Below are 18,114 nucleotides of genomic sequence, written 5' to 3' on the forward strand. Positions count from 1 at the left end.
AAACGCACTTCCGCCACGGGGTCCGCACGCCCCGTGGCCCAACAACCTGATTCCGTGCCCCAACTGGACGAGACTGCCCAAGAGGTCGCCCGGAAACACGACGCCGCCGCGGATCAAGTCAAGTCGGATGCAGACAAGGCGAAGGCCCGCGAAAAGGCACAGGAAAGGGCTCGCCGCCGCGCGGAAATCGAAGCGATGGCAAGGGCAGAGGCGTTGCGACGGGTCAAGGCCGCGCGTGCCCGACGCGAAGCAGAAGCCCGCCAAGCCGCCGAACGCGCCGAGGCTGAGGCGGCATTGCAGGCCGAGAAAGAGGACAAACAACGCGCGGCTGAGGAACGCGCCGCAGAGGCGCGGCGGAAGGCAGTGGCAGAGCGGGCCGAGGCCGCGCACCGTGCCGAACAGGAAAAGCGAGCCGAACAGGCACGCTTGGCCGATGCCAAGGCCGCAGAGGCCGCGCGCCGCGCGGAGGAAGAGCGCCTTGCACGGGAGCGCACCAAAGTACCACGGGACTTGCCCCCGCTGGCGCTGACGGACATGGTCCCGGTCACGGACCAGCCGACAGGCACGCCGGCATCGGCGCGGCCACCACAGCAGCCGGACCCGGCTGCCTCCGCTTGGGCCGGGCTGTCGGAAATGACGGTCGACAAGGTCCACCTCGACCGGAACCGCATCATCACCGCCAGCCGCGATGATCCTGCCCATGCGGCCTTTGACGTGCTGCGAACGCGTCTCTTGCAGGCCCTGCACGAAAACGGCTGGCGCCGCGTGGCAATCACATCTCCCGGCAAGGAATGCGGCAAGACCTTCACCGCCGCCAATCTGGCCATCAGCCTGTCACGGCAGGAGAACTGTCGTACCTTGCTGCTGGACCTCGACATGCGCCGGCCCAGCCTGCACAAGATCCTGGGCGTCTCCGATCCGGGTTCGCTGGGCGACATGCTGCGCGGCATGACCGCGCCGGGCGATCACCTGCTGCGGATGGGGCGCAACCCGGTCAACGCCGGGCGCAACATCGCCTTTGGACTCAACAACCGGCCCGAGGCCTATGCCTCGGAACTGCTGCAGGACCCGCGTTCCGAGGCCTGCCTGCACCGGATCGAGGACGAATACGATCCCGACGTCGTTTTGATCGACCTGCCCCCGGCCTTGTCCTACGACGACGTGATCGCCGCGCGGCCGCTGTTCGATGGCGTTCTGCTGGTGATCGGCGGCGGATTGACGACGGAAAAGGAAATTGCCGAGGTTGAACGGCGCCTGGGCGATGGCACCCCGATCCTGGGGATGATCCTGAACAAGGCCGAGGGCACCGAAATCGACCGCTACAGTTATTGAGGCCGGGCGCCCCCGTGCCCGGCCCGCAAGTGCGCTCTCCAGCTGCAAGGACAGCGCACCCGTACCTCTGACATGTCTCGTGCCTAGCCCCGGATCGCCCGCGGCAGGAACCTTTCGGTGAATTCTGCCAGAACCGGCGAACGATCCCAGAGCAGCTTGAGCCCCAGACCCAGGATCGCGAAGATTGCCAGCAATTTACCCAGCATTCTCAGCCCGCCGCTGCGCCGGTCCTGCCGGGTCGTCACCACCGGGATCGCGACCACCGGCTGCACACCCAGCGCCCGCTCCATCTGGGCCGCGCTGCGGATCACCGGGTTCATCGTCTCGATCAGGAAGGCCAGGCCAAGCGCGGCCATCAGGCTTGCCACGCCGCCCATCACGGCCAGCTTCTTGCGGCTGCGCGACACCGGGAATTCAGGCACCAAGGCGGTCTCGAGAACCTCGAAGCGGTCGGTGGCCTTGCGATCCTCCAGCAGTTGCCCCAGTTCGGCCTCGGCCTTGCGGCGGGTGATCACGCCGTATTGCTCCTGCAGGCGGGTCATCTCGCGGTCCAACCGGTTCAGCTCGCGCTCGACCTCGGGCGCCCCCTGGATCTGGGTTTCGATCTGGGCGATCCGCGCCGCGATCAGGGCCTTTTGTTCCCGCAGGGCGGCGATCTGGCGCTCGCGTACCTCGTCCCGGGTCCGGTCGCTGGATGTCTGCAACGTCAGGATCTGCTGATCCAGGTCCAGATCAGTGTCCCGCAGGCTGCCCAGTTGCGACCGCAGGTCAACCACGCCCGTGGGAAGCTGTTCTGCGTTCAGGCGCTTGAACTCCGCGATCTCGGCTTCGAGCGCGTCGATTTCGGCGCCCACGCGCGTCTCTTCGGCGGCGAAGAACTCCAGCGTGTCGCGGGCGCGGCTTGCGCTGCGGTCGCGCGACTGGTCGATCACCGATTGCATCAACTCGTTGGCGACGTCCGCTGCCTTTTGCGCATCGTCCAACTGCACGGAGATCATCAGGCCGGACGGCGCGTTGCCGCCGGGTGCAAAGCTCTGCTCCTGGCCAACAAGCTGTTGAATACGCACTGAATCCCGCAGACGTCCAACGCGCTCGCTCATGGTCATGGTCGGGTCGGCGCTGAACAGCGCGTGTTTCTCCATGATCCGCACGAGGTTGTCCCGGGCAGTCAGGCGCTGCTCGATCAGGCGGACCCGGCGGGCGGCGTCGTTGGTCGCGGCCAGAGCCCCGGCCAGTTGGTCGGGCACCTGCGCGTCCTCGATCTGGACAATCGCCGTCGCCTCGAACACCTTGGCCTGCCCCATCGCGTAGTAGAGCGAGGCGAGACAACCCAGGAACGTGACCACCAGGATCAACAGGGCACGACGCTTGAGGGCGGCGAACACTTCGCCGATCGACTGGAACTGACTCATTTCAACTCTCCCGCAAGACCGCCCCCGGTGCGGAGACAGCGCGAACGTGTTTTACCCCGAAAGCGCCATCTTCAGGCCGCAATCTAGCAATGCCGCCCAAATTTCGCCACGACCTGACCAAGGAAAAGCCGGAAACAAAGCGTGTCCAGGTTGCGAACCGGAGCCATGTTTTCGCCTCATTTCAGGCAGATTGCAGGGCTTCACCGGCCAATTGTGGCAAATCCGTGTCCTAGCGTCGGGAGATGTCCGCCGGGATGGCGCTCAGCGACAGAATCAGCACGGACCCGATTTCCTGGCGCAGTGGCAGGTCCGCCCGGGATTCGGGCGGAATTGAGGCAACTTCGGGATGGTCAGTGAACCGGGCAAAGCCCTGCGCAAGATCCACCTGCAACCCGTGAAAGCCAAAAGCCTGTGCGGCCAAAGGATAATGCGCCTTGTAGGCGGCCTCCTTCGCCGAGAACAGGCGCTTGGCCCGGGCTGCCCGAAGGTTTGCGGGTACAAGGGCCAACTCTTCTGGAAGGCAGATCTCGGGGATCAGGTCCTCAGCCAGGGGGGCATCACCTTCGATGTCGATGCCCAGGCTGCGAAACTTGTCGGACCGTGCGACCACGCCCAGGCAGAAGCCCGCAGCATGGCTGATACTGCCAACCACCCCCTTGGGCCAAACGGGCGCGCGGTCGGGGCCCATCGGGATTGCGGCATCCGCCAAACCCAGCTGCGCCATCGCGCGGCGGGCCGCTAGGCGACCGGCGGCGAACTCTGCGCGCCGCTCCGGTAGGGCGCGGGCGATGGCCGCCTCCTCTTCCGGATACAGGTCTCCCTCGCCGGGGACGGCCAGGCCCCAGCCCACACCGCGCAAGGGCCCGATCTGGCGAACAAGGCGTTCCAGTTCGACTGCCGACACGATGTTCAGACCCGGCGCCGGGCGCGCATCTCACGCCGTCGCGCCATCGCCTCGCTGCGAGATCGCGCCCTGTCCGATGTCGCGTCAACGGGCATAGGCCCGGGTTTCGGCGCAACGGGCGCTGCGGGCGCGCGCACCGGCCCCTCCGCCAATCCGGCCACGCGCGCGGCAAGATCCGCCAGGACCGGGAAACGGAAGATGTCGGTGATCGACAGGCTCGCGGCGCCCAGTTCCTCGCGGATCGCCCGATGCGCCTGAACCGCCAGCAGGGAATGCCCGCCGAGGTCAAAGAAATTGTCCCGGGAGGAAGGCGCGACGCCCAGCGTGCGCTGCCAGATCGTGGCAACCGCGGCCTCGACCAGCGCGGCATCCCCTTCCGCGGCCGAAATCGCCGGGGCAATCGGCGGCGATGCCGATTTCGCTGCCACCGCCTGCGGTGCGGGCAGCGCCTTGCGGTCGACCTTCTTGTTCGGGGTCAGCGGAAAGGCGTCGAGATGCACGAACCGTCCGGGCACCATGATGCCGGGCAGATCACGGGCCATTGCGGCCTTGACCGCAGCCTCATCCTTGGCCGCACCCGTGTAATAACCCACCAGTCGCACATCACCAGGCACATCCTCACGCGCCATGACGACGGCCTGGGTGATCCCGGCGATTGCCTCCAGGCAGGCCTCGATCTCGCCCAGTTCGATCCGGTGTCCGCGGAGTTTCACCTGGTGATCCACCCGACCGACAAAATCGATCCGACCGTCGGCGCGCCGCCGCACCAGATCGCCGGTACGATACATGCGCCCACCGTGAAAAGGGTTTTCGACGAACCGTTCCGCCGTCAGGTCGGGGCGGTTCCAATAGCCGCGCGTCACACCTTCGCCGCCGATCCAAAGTTCGCCCTCCTGCCCCACGCCCACCGGGGCGCGGTTCTCGTCGAGGACGTAGAGCTGCTGATTGGCCATTGGCAGGCCGATATTGACCACCGGCTCATCCGGATCGGCGCGCGTGCAGGAAGACCAGATCGTCGTTTCCGTGGGCCCGTACATGTTGGTGACCGTGACCTGGGTAATCTGGGCAAACTCCTTGACCAGCGCGCCGGGCAAGGGCTCTCCACCAAGGTATACATTTTGTACACCCTTGAGGGCAAAGCGCGCCTCGTCGTTCATCGCGATCATCCGGGCCATCGAAGGCGTGCATTGCAGATGCGTCACACCATGTCGCACGATCTGCGCCGCGATCGAGAAATCGTCCGGTGCAAGCTCCGTTTCTCCGCCCGCGCGGGCGACGACCTCGGCCAGAGGTTTCAGCCCGTCCAGCACGGTCTCGCGGTCGATGCCATAGTCGATGAGACAGGCGATTTCCGTTACGCCGATAGCCTGCACCTCGTCGGTGCGCTTCAGCACCTCCTCGACCGTGCCGAACAAGCCGCTTTCTTTGAAATAGCGCTCGAAGGCAAAGTCCAGGATCGCCTCCAGTTCGTCGGGCTCCAACCCGTCAAGCTGCAGGTCAAAGGCATTGGACACCCCTTCGGGCCGCTTGAACGCCGGAAAGGCCCAGGCGTATTGCTTGATCAGCCCGGCGGCAGAGCGCAGATAGTCCTTCATCGGCGCGCGCGCGATCTCGCGGGCGTGGTCGCGGCTGTTGCTGAGGAACGTGTGCAGCATCAGCGTGACCTTGAAGTCCGCCGGATCGTGCCCGGCCTCGCGCAGGGCCGCATGGTACAGCTTGATCTTGTCGCCGACCTCTTCGACCGACTGGCCCAGAAGATGCGTCAACACATGGCACCCTGCCGCCCCGGCCTCTTGCCAGGTCTTGGGATTGCCGGCGGTCGTCACCCAGACCGGCAGATCCTTCGACACCGGGCGCGGCTGGGTCACGACCTCGTGGATCGAACCGTCCTTGCGCGGAAACCCCACCGCCTCGCCACGCCACAGCTTTCGCAGGGTCTCAAGGTCGCGCAGCATGGCAGGCTTGTTCTCGGGCGGGGTGTTCTCGGGGCGCAGCACGAAATCGTCCGGCTGCCAGCCAGAGGCAATCGCCATACCCGCACGCCCGTTTGTCAGGTTGTCGATCACCGCCCATTCCTCGGCGATCCGCGCGGGATGGTGCAGGGGCGCCACGACCGATCCGGCGCGCACGCCGATGTTCCTGGTCGCACCGGCAACGGCGGCCCCGGTCACGCTGGGATTCGGATAGGGCCCACCAAAGGCATGGAAATGCCGTTCGGGCGTCCAGACGGCGACAAATCCGTTCCGGTCGGCGAATTTCGCCCCTTCCAGCAGCAGGGCGTACTTGTCCCGCCCGGCCCCATCGTCGTTACCCCAGTAGTACAGCGAGAATTCCATGCCCTCGCCTCGCGGCATCGGCCCCTTGGAGATCAACGCCCGGTCCTCGTCCCCGGTCAGAACGACGGTCAGTCCGCGCGCAGTGGTCCAGAAGAGTTCCAGCACCGAGATGTCGAAGGACAGCGAGGTGACGGCCAGCCAAGTGCCACCGTCGTGCGGGATGTGCGCGTCCATCCCTGTATAAAAGTTGCATACATTGCGATGCTCGACCATCACGCCCTTGGGTCTGCCCGTCGATCCGCTGGTATAGATCAGGTAGGCAAGATCCGCTGGTCCGCTGGTGTCGGGCAGGTTTTCGACGGGCTGCGCAGCAAGGCGTGGTTCGGCGTCCAACACCAGCAACTGCGCGTCATGGCGCGGCAGGCCGGGTTCCACCGAGGCCTGCGTGACGATCACCTGCGCGCCGCTGTCCTGGACGAAATGCTGCAGACGGTCCGATGGGTAGGCCGGATCCATTGGCAGGTAGGCGCCCCCGGCCTTGAGGATCGCCAGCGCGCCAACCATCAGGTCGATCGACCGCCGGCAGCAGAGGCCGACCACCTTTCCCGGCGCCACGCCCATCTCGCGCAGCAGATGTGCGGCGCGATTGGCGCGGGCATTCAGATCGGCATAGGTGAGTTTCTGATCCTCGAAGATCAGCGCGACCGCATCGGGCGATACGGCCACCTGCGCCTCGAAGGCGCGGTGCATCGTCCGGCCGCGGTCATGGCTGGTCGTGGTGGCGTTCCACTGGTTCAGGACCAGGTCGCGCTCTGCCTTGGGCAGGCCCGTGCCGGTGAATTCCAGACGGGCGGCGAACAGTTCCGCCTGCGCAGGCGGCAGGCACCCGGCATCGTAGGACAGCGCCGGCGCGTCATCGAGGATCACGGTTATCACCGTTCCCGGCACATGGCCCGCGCCATCGACAGCAACGCCAATCTGCGGCACCTCGGGCCAGGTCAGCTCGGGCGCGCGAGCAGGCAGGTCCGTGGCCCAGGGCTGTGGCCTGGCCGTCGATCCGGTACGCAGCGGCGCCCAGGGCGCGACCAGACCACTTCCCGCCAATGCCTCCAGCGCGCCATCGGCCCAGGCAAGGTCTACCGCCTCGCGCCCGCAGAGTGCCTGCGCCCAGCGCATGACCCGCGCCAAGGCATCGCCAGAAGGCAACGTCAGGGCACGGGTTTGCAAGGCGCGTTCGCCTTCGGTCAATCCGCCCAGTGCAGCGGGCTGCAGCTCGGCCAGCACCCGGCGCATCTGCCCGTCGGCCCGTGCGACAGGCGCCATATCGACCTCTGGCGGCCGGTCCAGGATCTCGCCAACGCGTGCGATCTGGCCCGCTTCGACTGGCGCGCCGCAGATGCGCGTCAGCCCGGACAGCACCAGCGCGTGTTCCCGGCAGGCCACGGTCAGCCGGTCATCCGAGACGTCCAGCACCGTGCCCGGTGTCCCGTACCCCTCTGTCAGGCGCGCATGACCAACCCCGAAGAGCGCCCCCCGCGCCCGGATCTTGGCCACGCAAAGCGGGTTCCAATAGGGTCCGTGATCAAGCGCCCGCACCAGCCGTTCCAGCTCTACCGCCGGCCGCGTGAAATCCAGAACGCCGTAGCCCCCGGGCCGATCTGACCACGCGTGATAACTGCGTTGGGTCAGGTCCTGCGCCACACGGACCAACGCGCCGCTTTCCAGCTGGTCCAGCAGCGCCGGGAAAGACTCCATCGCCGCTTCGTAGGCCTTGGTGTTCAGGGTCAGCGCCGTATCCCCCGGCCGGATGTCGAACCCCGCCTGCACGAGGATGTCGCCCTCATCCACCCCGCCCTCGATCAGGTGCCAGGTGACGCCGTGACGTGTCTCGCCCTCGATCAGCGCCCAGACCGGCGCGTTCAGCCCGGCATGACGCGGCAGGGGTCCATCGTGGAAATTGACCGCGCCCCTGGTGGGCAAGGCCAGCACGTCCTCGGGAATGATCGAAAGGTTGGCGATGGACAGAAGCCAGTCAAACCCGTCCCCCAGACGCGCCGCAAGATCCTTGCCCGGCGTTTCCACCCGCAGGCCACGGCCCTCCGCCCAGCGCCGCACATCCGTGTTGTCGGTCACGACCGCAGAGATGGTGTTGCCTCGGTCGAGCGCCATCTCGCCACATTGCACCAGCAGTGACTCATTCCCCCAAAGCACGCAGGTCATCGCCATCTCGGTCACTCCGCCTGTGCCTTGGCTGCAACCCGGGCCGTGGCGCGCGCAGCCTCGCGCCGTTCCGGCAGGGGCCGGACCAGTGCCTTGGTGTCATGCAGGATCAGATCGCGCAGGAAATGCGCGGGATCAGCGGGCGGCTTGCGTTGCAGCAACATGCGCAGCCGCCAGACTGCACCGCCAAGCGCGTGCATCAGCGTCGCCAGTGCCGCATAGCCGCGCCCGTGGTTCTTGGCAAAATAGTGCCAGCGGCTGTCCAGCCAGAACCCCGGTATGCGCTGCCATGTCTTCATGCCGGTCGAAACAGAGCCGATATGCGCCACCTCGCTGTCTCGGACGTAATGCGTTTCATGTCCCGCGCGCGCGGCGCGCAGGCACAGGTCGGTTTCCTCGAAATACAGGAAGAACGTCTCGTCAAAGAGCCCGATTTCGTCCAGCACGCCCTGCCGCATCATGATCGACGCCCCGGCCAGCCAATCCACGCGTTGCGTTGTCTTCGGCACGCCGATGGGCACGGCTTTATGTCGCAAGGCTCGCGACACCGGGCCGAACCGCATCGCGCCTTCCAGTTCCGACCAGATCGAGGGAAAGCGGAAGGCGGTCACATGCGGTTCGCCATCCTCGCCGTGGATATAGCTGCCCGCGAAACCGGCCATTGGATGCGTCTCAAGGTGGTCGTGCAGGCGCCGGATCGCGTACCGCGCCGGAAAGGCATCGGAGTTCAGAAGGTAGACGTAATCCGGTATGCCGCCATCGCTCATCCCGGCGCGGATGCCGACGTTGTTGCCCGCACCGAAACCGCCGTTCTTTCCCGATTGCAGCAGCCGGACCGGCGCGCCCTGCGCCCAGCTCTCTGTCGCCAGCGCCTGCGCGATACGCTCGAACGACCCGTCACCGGAATCATTGTCCACGATGACCAGTTCCGCATCCATCCCCTGCATCGCCTGCAGGGCCGCGCGGACGGACCGCAGGGTCATCTCTGCCGTACGATAGTTCAGCGATACCACCAGGATCCGCGCCATGCCGCTCACTCCGCCGCGTGGCCGGGAAAGGCCACAATTTCGCCGTGACCAAAGCTTTTGGCCTCGGCGCTTTCGATCGCCTCGCGCATCAGCCCGGCCAGCACCCGCACGTTGGGTTCCAGCACCATGCTGTCGTGGTCGCCCGGCACCTCGTGCACCTCGACCCCCGGCACCACCAGGCCCCAATCGTTGTCATGGGTCACATAGGTGCGTTCGCCGTTGACCAGCGCCCCGCCCGAAACCGTCCATTTGCCCGAGAGCGGCGGACGGTACAGCACCACGCGGCCATCCCAGGGCCGCACCTTGTAGGCGGCGATGGCCCGGTAGAAGGCCGCCTCGATCTCGGCGTTGTGGAAGGCATGTTCGGCGCCGGTTTGCCCTGTCTGCCGGCGCTTGGCAAACTCCCAGGCGATGCGGTTCCTTGCCCAGATGAACGGGTAGAGCGGCCCCTTTTCCCTTGCCTGCTGCCACTGGATCATCATCCGGTCGCGCCGCGACAGCGGACGCCGCTGCGGCAATGGCGTGTCCAGCATCACCACCAGCGACACTTCTTCACCTGCAACCTCCAACTGGCGGGCGACCTCGTAGGCGCTGATCCCGCCACCCGAGAAACCGCCGACCATGTAGGGGCCATGCGGCTGTACCTGCCGGATCTCGGCGATGTAGTCGCGTGCGGCCTCTTCGATGGTGTCATGCGGCGCCTCACCCCCGTAGAGGCCACGAGCCTGCACGCCATAGAACGGCCGGTCGCTGCCCAGCAGATGCGCGAGGTGGCGCAGGTTGAGCACGTTGCCGAACATGCCCGCGATCAGAAAGAAGGGCTGCCGCGCGCCGCCGTCACCGTCATGCATGGGCACAAGATGGGTGAACCGGCGCTGCGGCGCTTTCGGGGCGGTTTCGGGGTCGCCTTCGACAGGGCCGATCTGCGCCTCGATCAACGCGGCACAGGCACGGATCGTCGGCGCCTCGAACAGGATGGAAATCGGGAAATCGACGCGAAAGGCCTTTTTGACCATCGCAAACAGCCGCACGGCGATCAGGGAGTGCCCACCCAGATCAAAGAAACTGTCCTCGATGCCCACATCTGTCACGCCCAGCAGATCCTCCCAGAAGCCGGCCAGCCGGGTCTCGATCTCGCCCTCGGGGGCAACATAATCGCTGTCCAGTTGCGGACGTTCAAAGGTTTGACCAGACGCGGCCTCGACCACCGAGGCCGCCGTCTGCGCGGTCAGCGCGTCGAGGTCCATGGATGACACCACGACCTGCCGAGCGTCCAGCGCCAGCGCCCGGTGGAAGGCTTCGACACCTTCGGCCGGCCGGATGCCCTGGCTCAGGTTGTGGGCCAGCCGTTCCTCTGCGGGGGAGAGCGGCTGCACGGCATCGCCTTCATCCACTTCCAGTTCTGCCGCCGTCAGCCTCGGTGGCGTCGTCAAGAGCGCGACACGCTCCAGCTTGCGGATCACGAAGCCGGAGATTTCCACCAGCACCGCACCCGTGGGATCGCAAAGCGTGACATCAAAGCTGGCCGTTTCGCCATCGGCCCGGTTGTTGGCGGCATTGCGCACCCAGCTGACCACATTTTCCCCCAGCGGCGCATGGACCCGCACCCGACCATAGCGCACCGGCACCCAGAGGTGCGTCGGCTGATAGCCCGCGATAAGCTCCATCGCCCAGCCGGTGGCAATGTCCAGCAGCGCAGGGTGCAGCGGCATGTCGGGCGCCGCGGCATCGGCGGGCAAGGACAGATCGGCAATCCCCTCCCCCTTGCCCAACGCGCGGGCATCCAGCACCTTCCAGCTTGGGCCAAAGGCCAGATGCACCTCCTGCGCCGAGGTCAGCTTGGCACCATTGCCATCGAGGCGCGCCGGACAACGCGCCCGGATCGCGCCCAGATCCAGCGGCGCGGGCCGCGCCAGAGGCATCAGCGACAGCGCGCCCTGCGCGGTCAGCGCAAAGCCCTGCCGCCCGTTCAGCGTGGCATCGGCCAGCACGTCGAACCCATAGCCATCGTCGGTACGCGTCAGGCGAATGCGCACATCACGCGCGCCATCAGGAGCGACCCGCAAGGGCCGCAGGAAGGTCAGGTCTCGGATTTCGAACCCGCCACTTTCGCCATGCGCCCGCAGCGCCTGCGCCGCCAGCGACAGGTAGCCGGTACCGGGCAGCAGCGCCTCCCCGGCCCGTGTCCGGTGCTGGTCGATGAACCAGTCCGTCTCTGCGTAGCGCGCGGTAAACAACCGGTTGCCGTGACGGTCAAAACTCGCCTCGGCCAGCATGTCCTGCACGACCGGGGTGACCGGCGGTTTGGGCAGGTCTCCGGTTCGTGCGGCGACAGCCTCGGCCGCCATGCCAACCTCGTTCCAGATGCCCCAGTTGATCGCCACCACGCGCGTCTTGCCGCTGCGCGCGCGGGCAAAGGCATTAAGGAACTCGTTGGCGGCGACGTAATCCACCTGCCCAGCGGGCGCCGTGACGGTCGAGGACGACGAAAACAGCACCATCCAGTCAAGGCTGCCGTCCGGAAAGACCTCTCCCAAGACTTCTGTGCCGTGGATCTTGGGCGTGAACACATCCTCGACGCTGGAGGGCGACTTGGCCAACAGCGGCGCATCGTCGATCACGCCCGCGCCGTGGATCACCCCGGTGATCGGGCCAAAGCGGTCCTCGATCGTGCGCCGCGCCGCCTGCACCTGGCCCAGGTTGCAGACATCCGCCGCCACCACCTTGACCTCGGCACCTGCCTCTTCCAGCGCGATGACCGCCCGAATGCGCCGCGCCACCCGGTCCTGCGGCGCGTGACGGCGCAGGTAATCGTCCCAATCCGCCCGGTCGGGCAGCGCTTGGCGGGCCATCAGCGCCAGTTTCGCCCCGGGTGACGCAAGATCCCGCGCCAGGGTCAGGCCGATGCCGCCGAACCCGCCGGTGATCAGGTAGGTGCCGCCCTCTTGCACCTCGGGCGCCTCGTTCAGCGCAACGGGTTTCATCACGCGTTCGAACCGTCGATCCCCGCGCAACGCGGCGATCCGGTCGCCCGGTTCGCTCAACAGGTCCTCCAGCACCCTCGTCGTCAGCGCCTCCATTGCGCGCTCATGCGCGGCCTCTGCCTTGGCGCGGCCCCAGAAAGCCGCCTCGACCGGCGCAGGCAAGACCACATCCAGCGTCGCCACGCTGACCCCGGGCAATTCGCGAGGAATCACCCGCGCCGGTCCGGCAACGGTTGCCTTTTCAGGGTAGGGCAGCGGCTCGTCCCGCAGTTGTGCCGCACCATTTGTCACCACGGTGATCTGCCGGGGGCGCGGCAGGCCCTCGCCCTCGATGGCCTGCGCCAAGAACATCAGGGCGTAAAAACCCTGTTCCTGCACCCGGTGGAAAAAGCTCGACCCGGGGCGGTGGGTTTCGCCCTCTGTCAGCAGCCAGAACTGCCCGATTCGGGTCGGCACCATCCCGCGTGCCGCCAAGTCCTGCACCAGCAGGTCATAACCCTCGCGCCCGCGCTCCGGCGCCAGCACATAGCCCTCGCCCACCCGGGCAAAGGCATCTCCGGGCCGCACCTCGACGACGCTGTGCCCTGCCATGCGCAGCCGGTCCGCCGCCCGCTCGGCCAACCCGGCCTCGTCCATAAACATCAGCCAGACCTGCGGCGCGGCATCGGACAGGCCATCGACCACATCCACCTCGACCGGGGCAGAGCGCGGCCGCCATACCGGCTGCCAGCCCCACTCTCCGATCTCATCATTGCGCATCAGATAGCCGGGCGCCTTCGCCGCCGCTTCTCCCGGCTCGATGAAATATCGGCTGCGCTGAAAGGCATAGGTCGGCAACACCACGCGGTTGCGCCGCGCCTCGCCCCAGACCTGTGCCCAGTCGATCCCGACGCCCAGCGCCGCCAGCCGGCCCAGCACCTCGAACATGTGCTTGTCGTCGGCAATCGCCTCCTCCGGGTGCCGCAACGAGGACAGCACCCGGTTGCCCCCCACCTGCTGCCGCGCCAGCGAGGTCAGCGCCTTGCCCGGCCCGACCTCAAGGAAAACCCGGTTGTCCCTGTCCAGCGTGCCGATGCAATCGGCAAACAGCACCGTCCCGCGCAGGTGGGCAACCCAATACTCAGGGTCCGTCGCCTGCTCCGCCGTCATCAACGCTCCGGTGCGGTTCGAAGTCAGCGGCAACTCGGGCGCCCGCAACTCGATCCCCTGCAGGTAGGCGCCGAAATCCGCAAGGATCGGCTCCAGCATCCGGCTGTGCGCAGCAATGTTGATGCCGATACGCGTGCATTGAACCTCGCGCCGCTCCAGTTCGGCCTGCAAGGCGTCCAGCGCCGCCTGCGGCCCGGAGGCCACCGAAAGCTCCGGCCCATTCACCGCGCCAAGGTCGAGGTCCTCCCCCAGCAAGGGGCGCAGTTCCTCCGCCGGTAACCCAACCGACAACATGCCTCCGGCGGGCACCGTATCGAACAGCCGCCCGCGCAGGTGGACCAGCCCGATACACTCCTCGAACCCCATCACACCTGCGACGCAGGCGGCGGTGTTTTCCCCCATCGAATGACCGGTCAGGGCGGCGGGCGTCACACCCCAGCTCATCCAGAGCTGTGCCAGCGCGTATTCCGTGATCATGATCAGTGGCAGCTGCAGCGAAGGCCGCAACAACTCTTGGTCCGCTACCGCTTCCGCCCCGCGCCCAGGCAGCCACAGCGCGCGCACCCCTGGCTTCTTCTCTCCTGAAATACTCCCCGATTCCTCGCCGCCCGCGATCCGGTCGAGGTGTTCCAGCCCCCGGTCCATCCACTCGGCAAAGACCGGCTCCGTCTCGTACAGGTCGCGCGCCATGCCGGCGTATTGCGCCCCGCCGCCGGGAAACATGAAGACGACCTCGGGCCGGTCCAGCGCGTCATGGGTAAAGACACGGCGCACATCGCTGCCCTCCAGCAGGCGCGCCGCCTCCTCGTGGTTTTCGGCCACCACCACGCGGCGTTTCGCGAATGCGCGGCGGCCCTCCTTCAGGGTAAAGGCCACATCCGCCAAGTGCTGTTCGGGATGCGCGCGCAGATGCGCGGCCAATCTTGCGGTATTGTCCTCCAGAGCGGTCTTGCTGCGACCAGAGACCGTCAGGATCTGGAACGGCCAGTCGCTCTCGTCGCCCGGCGCACGCTCGGGGGCCTCCTGCAGCACCACATGCGCGTTTGTGCCCCCTACACCCAGAGAGTTCACGCCCGCCCGGCGTGGATGGTCGGCACGGGGCCAGTCGGTCAGCCGGTCGTTCACGCGAAAGGGCGAACTCTCGAAATCGATGGCCGGGTTCGGCGCCTCAAAGCCCAGAGAGGGCGGCATCTGCCGATGGTGAAGCGCCAGAGAGGCCTTGATGAGGCTCGCCACGCCGGCCGCCGTGTCCAGGTGGCCGATGTTGGTCTTGACCGACCCGATGCGGCAATGCCCCAAGGCGGTCGATGTCTCGTGAAAGGCCTCGGTCAGGGCTGCGACCTCGATTGGATCGCCCAGGTAGGTGCCGGTGCCATGGCATTCGACGTAATCCACCGTATCGGCGCTGATCCCGGCAAAGGCCTGTGCCTCGGCCACGGCGCTTGCCTGCCCCTCGACGCTGGGCGCCAGATAGCCGGCCTTTTGCGCACCGTCGTTGTTGACCGCCGACCCCTTGATCACCGCGTAGATGTGATCGCCATCGGCCACCGCATCCGCCAGCCGCCGCAGCACCACGACCCCTGCGCCAGAGCCAAAGACCGTGCCCTTGGCACGGTGGTCGAAGGCGTGGCATTCCCCGTCGGGCGAGAGGACCTCGTTTTCCTTGTAGAGATAGCCGCGCCCCTGCGGCAGTTCGATGGTGACGCCGCCCGCGATGGCCATGTCGCATTCGTCGTTCAAAAGCGCCTGCACCGCGTAATGCGTCGCCACCAAAGAGGTGCTGCACGCGGTCTGCAGGTTGATCGAGGGCCCGTGCAGGTCCAGCACATGGCTGAGCCGCGTCGTCATGAAATCCTTGTCGTTCCCGGTATGGCGCAGCAGGAACATACCGGTGCTTTCCACCAGGTCCGGGTTGGAACAGACGTTGAAATAGAAATACGAACCCATGCCGCAACCGGCAAAGACCCCCACCTGGCCATCAAAGCTGTCAGGCACGTGGCCCGCGTTTTCCAGAGCCTCCCAGGCGGTCTCCAGGAACTGGCGATGCTGGGGGTCCATGATCGCCGCCTCCTTTGGGCTGAACCCAAAGAACTCGGCATCGAAATGGTCAAAACCCTCCAGCGGGGCGGCAAAGGGGACGTAATCGCGGTGACGCATCAACCCGGGGTCTTCGCCCGCTTCGCGCAGTTCGTCCTCGGACAAGCGCCGGATCGAAGAGATGCCGTCACGCAGATTGCACCAGTATGCGGCGATGTCGGCGGCGCCCGGCAGATGGGCGGCCATGCCCACGATGGCAATGTCGGTTTCGCCGTACTGCTGCGCTGTTTCATCCGTCATGCAGGCCCTCGAAAAAACAAATGCCACCACCCGCAAGTTGCGCGGAACTGCGGCGATTTCCAGTGGGCCGCAGCCATTTCGATCCGTATCCGGGCCGTGCCGACCGATTTCCTGACCGGGGTCTGAACACTGAACCCATCCTTTCGAAACCGCGCCTTGCGGGACACCGGCCTCATCCGCCCTGTTGTGACAACTGCAGGATCGGGCCCCAGTTCAACCATATTGCGACCCCGGCCAGAAGCAGCCCGGCACAAGCAAAGACAACATCGTGCAGCGCATCCCAAGCCCCCATGCGAAGCGCCAGCCAGACCACCACCGGGTAGGCCAGCGCAAAGGCCGCCGCCTGCCCGGCAAGCGCCCCGATCAGCCCTGCCGCCTGCAGGCCGATCAGGATACACCCCACCATCAGCACCGCACGCACCAGAGCCAGGTAAAAGTACCGGCGCGAGTCCCCCGCCGCCAACGCGGCCTGATCATAGGTCATGACGATCAACATGGGGATCTGCGCGCAGGCCAGAACCACCGCCACCGCGCCCGCTGCGGCGTATCGCGCGTCATACAGCGTTTGCACCAGCCAGACGCCCATCAGGGCGAAGATCCCGACAAAGCCGATCAAGCCGATGGACACGACAAAGCGCATCTTGCGCAATTTCAGAAAGTTCTCACGGCTCTCCTTTGGCGGGGTTTCCCGGTAGACCGGGATCAGGATCTTGTGGGTCAGAAGGTTGCCCAGCATCAGCGGGAAAGAGGCCAAGAAAAACCCGATGTTGTAGACACCGAAAGTATCCAGCGCGATGAACTTGCCGATCAGCATCTTGTCGGCCTGGGTAAAGAAGAAACCGCATACCGTCGCCAGGAACACCCATTTCCCAAAGGAGATGAGCTCGCGCGCGGCGGGGCCTTCCCAGCGCAGGCGGTTGGCTGGGCCGGGCAGGTAACGCCAGTTCAACACAACCTCGACAAGGGCACCGATCACACCAGAGATCACCAGCGCCCAGACCGACCCCCACCACCAGGCCAGACCCACGGCGGCGGCGACCCCCGCCAGCTGAGTGGCCATGTCGAGGACCGTGACCCGCCCGAGCAGCAGGTGCCTGTTCGCGGTGATCATCCGCGTTGGCCTAAACCCGGTGATCAGCAGGGTCAGAGCCGAGACTGGCAGGATATATGCCAGCAAAGGCTGATCATAGACCCAGGCCATCGGCCAGGCCAGGCCGCAGGCCAAGAGCCACAGGCCGATCCCCCGGGCCACCTGGATCGTCCAGGCAGTGTCGAGGAAATCCTGATCATCACCACGTTTCGACTGCATGATCGCGGGCGTCACCCCGACGTCCGAAAACTGTCCCAGGCCCATCAGAAAGACCATGACCAGCGCCATCAGGCCAAAGGCCTCGGGGAACAGCAGCCGGGTCAGAATCAGGTTCGATCCCAGCCGCACCACCTGGCCAAAGCCAAAGCTGCCCAGCGTGAACAGGGACGACCGCATCGCACGCGCGGTGACGGATTCGCTTCGGAAGGCCTCCATCGCGCTCATCTTCCGCGGCTCCAGGTCTGACGGGCGTGCGGGGTCAGCTTTACCGCGATCGCCACGCCCGCATAAACCATGAAACCCAGCGGGTCGCGCAGCGCGAGGCGCAGTTTTTTGGGCAAGGGAAAGCCCGGCTTGTCGTCGTTCCGTGTCAACGCCGGATAAAGCGCGGCGATCTCGTCCACGCCGGCGTCCTGGCGCCTGCGCACCTTGACGAGGTTGCGCCAACCCTCTGCGATGGGCCAGCGATAGGGCGCCGGCACGCCCTGCCGTTCGCCCGGACGAAATTGCAGCCGGACATAGATATCGTCCGAGATGATATCCGGGAATGCGCCCCAGCGCGCCCGGCCCGCCGCGTTCACCGCGAACAGGCCGCATCCCGGCACCACGTCCCGCATGAAGGGCACCCGGCGCCAGATCCGTGCATAGGCCCGGCTGATCGCGCCCTCTGCGGCGATCTCGACCCGGCCGCTGGCATAGCGCGGGCCATCCACGTCCAGCGCCGTCACCAGTTGAGCCAGCAGCCCCGGCGTGACGATCACATCCGCGTCGAGGTAAACCCGGATCGCCCCGCTGGCCGCCGCATCCCCCGCGTTCAGCGCGCCGGGCTTGCTGCCCGCCCGTTGTTCGATCACCACCAGATGCCAGCCCCGCGCCGCCATCCGCGCCGCGTAGCCGCGCGCGACATCGGCCGTGTCGTCGCGGCAGCCATTGGCCACCACGATCACCTCGACCATGCCTGCGCCGGGCTCTTCAGAGTCCAGCAATGCTTCGAGGCAGCCGCCAATCAGCGCTGCCTCGTTGCTTGCCGGAAGTATCACCGAAACGCCCGCGTTCCGCCTCTGCATGGTTGTATCCATATCTCATACTCACACCCGTACCACTGGGGCCACACATGAAAAAAATACACCTCGGCCTGCTCTGGAAACTGCTGCGGAACTGTG

8 protein-coding genes are annotated in these 18,114 nt (G+C 66.3%); 1 reads left to right on the forward strand and 7 read right to left on the reverse strand.

All coding sequences use genetic code 11. The features are described 5' to 3' along the window. Positions 1 to 54 precede the first annotated feature (54 nt). The gene (locus ACQY5B_RS22735) at positions 55 to 1,332 is read left to right on the forward strand and encodes a CpsD/CapB family tyrosine-protein kinase (RefSeq protein ID WP_420327221.1); all 1,278 of its coding nucleotides are present in this window, start codon (positions 55 to 57) and stop codon (positions 1,330 to 1,332) included. An 83-nt stretch (positions 1,333 to 1,415) separates the two neighbouring features. Here the strand turns inward: ACQY5B_RS22735 and ACQY5B_RS22740 are convergent, their stop codons facing one another. The 7 genes from ACQY5B_RS22740 to ACQY5B_RS22770 all read right to left on the reverse strand — a co-directional run bounded on the left by ACQY5B_RS22740 (position 1,416) and on the right by ACQY5B_RS22770 (position 18,018). Further along, on the reverse strand, positions 1,416 to 2,744 hold the full coding sequence (locus tag ACQY5B_RS22740; RefSeq protein WP_420327220.1) for a GumC family protein: 1,329 nt from the start codon (positions 2,742 to 2,744) through the stop codon (positions 1,416 to 1,418). Between the two features lie 229 nt (positions 2,745 to 2,973). Further along, positions 2,974 to 3,648 carry a 4'-phosphopantetheinyl transferase family protein gene (locus tag ACQY5B_RS22745; protein WP_420327218.1) on the reverse strand — a complete coding sequence of 225 codons (675 nt, stop codon included), beginning with the start codon at positions 3,646 to 3,648 and terminating at the stop codon, positions 2,974 to 2,976. A gap of 5 nt (positions 3,649 to 3,653) precedes the next feature. Beyond that, entirely contained in the window at positions 3,654 to 8,150 is a 4,497-nt protein-coding gene (locus ACQY5B_RS22750; RefSeq protein ID WP_420327217.1) for a MupA/Atu3671 family FMN-dependent luciferase-like monooxygenase, read from the reverse strand. A 5-nt stretch (positions 8,151 to 8,155) separates the two neighbouring features. Beyond that, positions 8,156 to 9,172, reverse strand: coding sequence for a glycosyltransferase family 2 protein (locus ACQY5B_RS22755; RefSeq protein ID WP_420327216.1), 1,017 nt, complete (start codon positions 9,170 to 9,172; stop codon positions 8,156 to 8,158). Positions 9,173 to 9,177: 5 nt separating this feature from the next. Then, a complete protein-coding gene (locus ACQY5B_RS22760; protein WP_420327215.1) occupies positions 9,178 to 15,642 on the reverse strand; it encodes a type I polyketide synthase in 6,465 nt (2,154 codons plus the stop codon). 172 nt (positions 15,643 to 15,814) lie between these two features. Continuing rightward, a complete protein-coding gene (locus ACQY5B_RS22765; protein ID WP_420327213.1) occupies positions 15,815 to 17,176 on the reverse strand; it encodes an oligosaccharide flippase family protein in 1,362 nt (453 codons plus the stop codon). Next, positions 17,173 to 18,018 carry a glycosyltransferase family 2 protein gene (locus ACQY5B_RS22770; RefSeq protein WP_420327212.1) on the reverse strand — a complete coding sequence of 282 codons (846 nt, stop codon included), beginning with the start codon at positions 18,016 to 18,018 and terminating at the stop codon, positions 17,173 to 17,175. Before ACQY5B_RS22770 ends, ACQY5B_RS22765 begins: the two co-directional genes overlap by 4 nt. Positions 18,019 to 18,114: the final 96 nt, after the last annotated feature.

Origin of the sequence: Antarctobacter sp. (assembly GCF_965277915.1) — a bacterium.
Taxonomy (GTDB): Bacteria; Pseudomonadota; Alphaproteobacteria; order Rhodobacterales; family Rhodobacteraceae; genus Antarctobacter.

Bases quoted from the DNA above. Each gene is read 5' to 3' on its own strand.
- ACQY5B_RS22740 (WP_420327220.1), bottom strand. From the start codon at position 2,744: ATGAGTCAGTTCCAGTCGATCGGCGAAGTGTTCGCCGCCCTCAAGCGT.
- ACQY5B_RS22750 (WP_420327217.1), bottom strand. From the start codon at position 8,150: ATGGCGATGACCTGCGTGCTTTGGGGGAATGAGTCACTGCTGGTGCAA.
- ACQY5B_RS22755 (WP_420327216.1), bottom strand. From the start codon at position 9,172: ATGGCGCGGATCCTGGTGGTATCGCTGAACTATCGTACGGCAGAGATG.
- ACQY5B_RS22760 (WP_420327215.1), bottom strand. From the start codon at position 15,642: ATGACGGATGAAACAGCGCAGCAGTACGGCGAAACCGACATTGCCATC.
- ACQY5B_RS22765 (WP_420327213.1), bottom strand. From the start codon at position 17,176: ATGAGCGCGATGGAGGCCTTCCGAAGCGAATCCGTCACCGCGCGTGCG.
- ACQY5B_RS22770 (WP_420327212.1), bottom strand. From the start codon at position 18,018: ATGCAGAGGCGGAACGCGGGCGTTTCGGTGATACTTCCGGCAAGCAAC.